Source organism: Amycolatopsis sp. SID8362 (assembly GCF_010550475.1).
GTDB lineage: Bacteria > Actinomycetota > Actinomycetes > Mycobacteriales > Pseudonocardiaceae > Amycolatopsis > Amycolatopsis eburnea.
The window spans coordinates 1-7,184 of the sequence record NZ_JAAGNB010000045.1 but is presented as its reverse complement, the minus strand read 5'-3'; the positions used below and the strand labels follow the sequence as shown (position 1 = coordinate 7,184).

At 72.6% G+C, this 7,184-nt stretch carries 1 protein-coding gene; it reads left to right on the top strand.

Annotation, left to right across the window (positions count from 1 at the left end; all coding sequences use genetic code 11):
• The coding region (locus G3I65_RS01395; RefSeq protein WP_239070209.1) for a beta-ketoacyl synthase N-terminal-like domain-containing protein at positions 1-7,184 on the top strand (7,184 nt) is incomplete at both ends.

The window sequence follows — 7,184 nt, the reverse complement described above, 5'->3', positions numbered from 1 at the left end:
CCCTCGTGTTCGACCACCCGACCCCGGCCGTGCTCGCCGCGCACCTCGCCGGCCGGACGGACCGGACCGCCGTCACGCGCCCGGCCGAGGCCGACGAGCCGATCGCGATCGTCGCGATGAGCTGCCGGTACCCGGGCGGGGTCGCCTCCCCGGACGACCTCTGGCGATTGGTCGCCGAGGGCCGCGACGCCGTTTCGGTGTTCCCCGCGGACCGCGGCTGGCCCGGCGACCTCTTCGACGACGACCCCGCGCACGGCGGCACGTCCTACGCCCGCGAAGGCGGATTCCTTTACGACGCCGCCGAATTCGACGCGGAGTTCTTCGGCATGTCCCCGCGCGAGGCGACGGCGACCGACCCCCAGCAGCGGCTGCTGCTGGAGATCGCGTGGGAGGCCTTCGAACGCGCCGGGATCGTGCCGGAATCGGTGCGCGGCAGCCGGACCGGCGTGTTCGCCGGCGTGATGTACCAGGACTACGCGACGCGGCTGCAGAACGTCCGAAGTGGACTGGAAGACTACGAGGGCTACCTCGGCAACGGCAGCGCGGGCAGCGTCGCCTCGGGCCGGATCGCGTACGCGTTCGGCCTCGAAGGCCCGGCGATCACCGTGGACACGGCGTGTTCGTCGTCGCTGGTCGCGCTGCACCTGGCGTGCCAGTCGCTGCGCCAGGGCGAGTGCGACCTGGCGCTGGCCGGTGGCGTGGCCGTCCTGTCGACGCCCGCGCTGTTCGTCGAGTTCAGCCGCCAGCGCGGCCTCGCGGCGGACGGCCGCTGCAAGTCCTTCGCCGACGCCGCCGACGGCACCGGCTGGGGCGAAGGCGCGGGTCTCCTGCTGGTGGAACGGCTGTCCGACGCGAGGCGCAACGGCCACCCGGTGCTCGCGGTCGTCCGCGGCTCGGCCGTCAACCAGGACGGCGCTTCCAACGGCCTCACCGCGCCCAACGGCCCGGCCCAGCAGCGGGTGATCCTCCAGGCACTGGCGAACGCGGGCCTGACGACGTCCGAAGTGGACGCCGTCGAGGCACACGGCACCGGCACCACCCTCGGCGACCCGATCGAGGCGCAGGCGCTGCTGGAGACGTACGGGCAGGACCGCTCGGCGCCGCTGTGGCTCGGGTCGCTCAAGTCCAACATCGGCCACACGCAGGCCGCGGCGGGTGTCGGCGGCGTCATCAAGATGGTGATGGCGATGCGGCACGGCGTGCTGCCGAAGACGTTGCACGTCGACGCGCCCTCGTCCCACGTGGACTGGACGGCCGGGTCGGTGGAGCTGTTGACGGAGTCCCGCGAGTGGACTTCGGACCGGCCGCTGCGGGCGGCGGTGTCGTCGTTCGGGGTGAGCGGCACGAACGCGCACGCGATCCTCGAGCACGTCGCCGAGCCGGAGACCGAGCCGGCGGCGGATGGTCCTGTCCCGTGGGTGCTTTCGGGACGGACGCCGGAGGCGCTGCGGGCGCAGGCTGCCGCGCTGCTCGGCCGGGGCGAGCTGCCCGCCGCGTCGGTCGGGGCGGCGCTGGTGTCGGCGCGATCGCTCTTCCGGCACCGGGCGGTCGTGGTCGGCGATCTCGCGGGCGGCCTCACGGCGCTCGCGGACGGTACTCCGGCAGCGAACGTGATCACCGGCGAGGCTGGCACTCCGGGCAAGGTCGCGCTGGTCTTCCCGGGGCAGGGCGCGCAGTGGGCCGGGATGGCCCTCGAACTCGCGGAGGCCTCGCCGGTCTTCGCGGCCCGGTTGGACGAATGCGGTGCCGCGTTGGCATCCTTTGTGGACTGGTCATTGCGGGAGGTGCTGGCCGACGCGGAGGCACTCAGCCGCGTGGACGTCGTTCAGCCCGCGCTGTTCGCGGTCATGGTGTCCCTGGCTGAGCTGTGGCGTTCGTTCGGGGTCGTGCCCGATGCGGTGGTGGGGCACTCGCAGGGTGAGATCGCGGCCGCGGTGGTGTCCGGTGCGCTGTCCCTTGAGGACGGTGCTCGCGTCGTGGCGCTGCGCAGCAAGGCCATCCTGGCGCTGGCCGGTGGCGGGGGAATGGTCTCCGTCGCCGCTTCCCACGAAACCGTGCAGGAACGGCTGATCGACGGGGTGTCGGTCGCGGCGGTCAACGGTCCCACGGCGGTCGTGGTCTCGGGCGTGCCCGAAGCCCTGGACGAGTTCATGGCGGCCTGCCGCGCGGACGACATCCGCGTCAAGCGCGTCCCGGTGGACTACGCGTCGCATTCGCCGCAGGTCGAGCAGCTCCATGACGAGCTGCGTGAGGTGCTGGCCTCCATCACGCCCTGTGAGGGAGACATCGCGTTCATCTCGACGGTGACCGGCGAATGGAACGAGACAGTCGACGCCGAGTACTGGTACACGAACCTGCGCAGCACGGTCCGTCTCGACACCGCGATCGAGCGCCTCAAGAGCGAGGGTTTCGGTACCTTCGTCGAAGCCTCGCCGCACCCGGTGCTCACGATGGCGCTTGGGGATGAGGTAATCGCGCTGGGAAGTCTCCGCCGTGACGACGGTGGGCTGACCCGCTTCCACACAGCGCTCGCCGAAGCCCACGTCAACGGCGTCCGGGTCGACTGGACGCCGGCTTTCCCCGACGTGGTCCCCGCCGACCTGCCCACCTACGCCTTCCAGCGCGAGCGGTACTGGCTCGACGTCCCCGAAGCCGAGCCGGTCCACGCCGACCCCGCGGACCAGCGGTTCTGGGAGGTCGTCGGCGACCAGGACGTCCCGGCCTTCGCGGGCGTCCTCGACCTCGCCGAAGACGCCCCGCTCGACGCCGTCCTGCCCGCGCTGGCGAAGTGGCGCAGCCGACGGCACGACGAGTCCACAACGGACTCCTGGCGCTACCGCATCGCCTGGCGTCCCGTCACGACGTCGCCGTCCCGGCTCGCCGGACGCTGGCGAGTCTTCGGCGACGGCGACGACGTCCGCGAGATCCTCACCGCCCGCGGTGCCGAGATCGTCGAGGACGACGAGAACCTGACCGGCGTGGTGGCCATCCGGCCGGACGCCGCCACCGCCCTCGAACTGACCCGCGTCGACGCTCCACTTTGGCTCCTCACCGAGGGCGCGGTGGCCGCCGGGCCCGACGACGTCCCGGATCCCGCGCAGGCCCAGGTGTGGGGCCTCGGCCGGATCGCCGGGCTCGAACACCCCGCCCGCTGGGGCGGCCTGGTCGACCTGCCGCCGTCCCTCGACGAGACCGCCGGCGCGCGGCTGGCCGCCGTGCTGACCGGGACCACCGGCGAAGACCAGGTGGCCGTGCGTGCTTCCGGCGTGTTCGCCCGGCGGCTCGTCCACGCCGAGACCGGCGAACCCGCGAGGCGCTGGCGGCCCGAAGGCACGGTGCTCGTCACCGACGCCGACGGTCACGCGGCCGTCCGCCTCGCCCGCTGGCTGATCGCGCGGGGTGCCACCCGGATCGTGCTCGCCGCGGCCGCGCTGCCCGGTGTGGAAACCTTGCGCGACGCCGAAATCGTCGAGGCGTACTGCGATGTCGCCGACCGCGACCAGCTGGCCGCGGTGCTCGAAGCGCACGGTCCGGTCCGGTCGGTGTTCCACACCGCCGGAGTCACCGACCTGGCCCCGCTCGCCGAGACCGGGCCGGAACAACTCGAGCGCGCCCGCCGCGTGAAGGCAGGTACGGCCGACCACCTCGACGCGCTGCTGCCCGACGACCTCGACGCGTTCGTGTTGTTCTCGTCCATCGCCGCGGTCGTCGGCAGCGGTGCCCACGGTGCCTACGCGGCGGCCAACGCGCACCTCGACGCGCTCGCCGAGCGGCGCCGGGCCCGTGGAGCTACCGCGACGTCGATCGCCTGGGGCGTCTGGGATGCCGACGAAGGCGTCGACCGCGAGCGGCTGGTCGCCGAGGGCGTGCCGCCGCTCGATCCCGAGCTGGCGCTGACCGCGCTCGGCCGGGCCCTCGACCACGACGACACCACCGTGGTGGTCGCCGACGTCGACTGGGTGCGGTTCGCCCCGGCGTTCGCCGCCGCCCGGCCGCGGCCGCTACTCGCGGAAATCCCGGAAGCCGTCGAGGAAATCCCGGTCCAGACCACGGGGTTCGCCGCCCAGCTGGCCGGGCTGAGCGCGGCCGACGCCCACCGCGCGCTGACCGACCTGGTCCGCGCGCAGGCCGCCGCCGTGCTCGGGCACGCCTCCCCGGCCGGGGTCGACGTCGAACGCGCCTTCTCCGAACTCGGCTTCGACTCGCTGACGGCGGTCGAGCTGCGTACCCGGCTCGCCACCGCGACCGGCCTGCGGCTGCCCGCGACCCTCGTGTTCGACCACCCGACCGTCACCGTCCTCGCCGGGTACCTCGGCGAACTGCTCGGCGGCGACGCGGCCGAAACCGACGCGCCGACCAGCGGCGCCGCCGACGAACCGATCGCCATCGTCGGGATTGGCTGCCGGTTCCCCGGCGACGTCCGCTCACCCGAGGACCTCTGGCGGCTGGTCGCGGCGGGCGGCGACGGCATCACGCCGTTCCCCGACGACCGCGGCTGGGACCTCGAGGAGATCTACGACCCGGAGCCCGGTGCCAGCGGCAAGAGCTACGCCCGCGAAGGCGGTTTCCTCGCCGACACCACGAAGTTCGACCCCGGCTTCTTCGGCATCTCACCGCGGGAAGCCCTCGCTATGGACCCACAGCAGCGGCTGCTGCTGCAGACGGCGTGGGAGGCCTTCGAACGCGCCGGGCTCGACCCGCTTTCCGTGCGGGGCAATCGGATCGGCGTGTTCGCCGGCACCAACGGCCAGGACTACCCGGCGCTGCTGGAACGTTCGACCGAGCAGCTGGAAGGCCACGCCGGGGTCGGCAACGCGGCCAGCGTCGTGTCCGGGCGGCTGTCGTACGTGTTCGGGCTGGAAGGCCCGTCGCTGACGGTGGACACGGCGTGTTCGTCGTCGCTGGTGGCGTTGCACCTGGCCGTGCAGGCGCTGCGGCGCGGCGAGTGCTCGATGGCGCTGGCCGGCGGCGCGACGGTGATGGCGACCCCGGGCATGTTCGTCGACTTCAGTCTCCAGCGCGGCCTCGCCGCCGACGGTCGGAGCAAGGCGTTCGCCGATGCCGCCGACGGCGCCGGGTTCTCCGAGGGCGCGGGCATGCTGCTGGTGCAACGGCTTTCGGACGCCCTGCGTGACGGCCGCCGGGTGTTCGCCGTGGTGCGCGGTTCGGCGGTGAACTCCGACGGCGCGTCGAACGGCCTCACCGCGCCGAACGGCCCGTCGCAGCAGCGGGTCATCCGTGCCGCGCTCGCGGACGCGGGGCTGAAGCCGTCCGAAGTGGACGCCGTGGAAGCGCACGGCACCGGCACGACCCTGGGCGACCCGATCGAGGCACAAGCCCTGCTCGCGACCTACGGCCAGGACCGCGACGAGCCGCTGTGGCTCGGCTCGGTGAAGTCGAACCTCGGGCACACGCAGGCTGCGGCGGGGGTCGCCGGGATCATCAAGATGGTCATGGCGATGCGCAACGGCGTTCTGCCGCAGACCCTGCACGTCGACGCACCCTCGTCCCATGTGGACTGGAGTTCGGGCGCGGTCGAGTTGCTCACCGAGGCGCGGGACTGGACATCCGAGCGACCGCGACGCGCTGGTGTCTCGTCGTTCGGCATCTCGGGCACCAACGCGCACACGATCCTGGAGCAGGCGCCGGACGTCGTGGCCGGGGAGCGCGAGCCGGTCTCCGGGCCGGTGCCGTGGGTGCTGGCCGGCCGGACCGAAGCCGCGTTGCGCGACCAGGCCGCCGCCCTCGCCGCGGTCGACGGCGATCCGGCGGACATCGGGTTCTCGCTGGCCACCGCACGTTCGCGGTTCCCGTACCGCGCTGTGGTGCTCGGTGCCGACGCGCTGGGCGCCGTCGCCGAGGGGACACCGTCGGCGAACGCGGTGACCGGAATCGCCGGTACGCCTGGCAAGGTGGCCTTGGTGTTCCCCGGCCAGGGTTCGCAGTGGGCGGGGATGGCCCTCGAACTGGCGGAGTCGTCGCCGGTGTTCGCGGCTCGCTTGGACGAGTGCTCTGCCGCACTGAACTCCTTTGTGGACTGGGACCTGCGAGCAGTGCTCAACGACGTCGAGGCTCTCAATCGAGTCGATGTGGTCCAGCCCGCTCTCTTCGCGGTGATGGTCTCCCTGGCTGAGCTGTGGCGCTCGTTCGGTGTCGTGCCGGACGCGGTCGTCGGTCACTCGCAGGGTGAGATCGCTGCCGCGGTGGTGTCCGGTGCGCTGTCCCTTGAGGACGGCGCTCGCGTAGTCACCCTGCGCAGCAAAGCGATCCTGGCACTGGCCGGACAAGGCGGCATGGTCTCGGTGGCCGCCTCCCGCGAAGCCGTCGAGGAACGGCTGACCGAGGGAATCTCCATCGCGGCAGTCAACGGCCCTGCCGCGGTCGTGGTCTCCGGTACGCCGCAGGCCCTCGACGAGCTGATCGAGAATTGCGAAGCCGACGGCATCCGCGCCAAGCGCGTCCCGGTCGACTACGCCTCGCACTCGGCACAGGTCGAGCAGCTCCGTGACGAGCTGCTTGAGGTGCTGGCCCCGATCACTCCGCGCACCGGCGAAATCGCGTTCATCTCGACCGTGACGGGCGAGTGGAACGAGACCGTCGACGCCGAGTACTGGTACACGAACCTCCGCAGCACGGTCCGTCTCGACACCGCAATCGAGCGGCTCAAGAGCGAAGGTTTCGGCACGTTCATCGAAGCCTCGCCGCACCCCGTGCTCACCATGGCACTCGGCGACGACGTCCTCGCGCTGGGAAGCCTGCGACGCGACGACGGTGGATTGACCCGCTTCTACACCGCCCTCGCCGAGGCGCACGTCAACGGCGTCCGGGTCGACTGGACCCCGGCATTCCCCGGCGCCCGGCTCATCGACTTGCCCACCTACCCCTTCCAGCAGGACCGGTACTGGCCACAGTGGACGGCCACGACCGCGGGCGACGCCGGCGGCCTCGGCCTCACCGACGCCGGGCACCCGCTGCTCGGGGCCGCCGTGACCGTCGCGGGCACCGGCGCCACCCTCCTCACCGGACGCCTTTCGCTGAGCACCCACCCGTGGCTCGCCGACCACGCCGTCGGCGACACCGTGCTGCTGCCCGGCACGGCGTTCGTCGAGCTGGCTGTGCGGGCCGGCGACCAGGTCGGCTGCGCCACCGTCGAAGAGCTGACCCTGCAGGCACCGCTCGTCCTG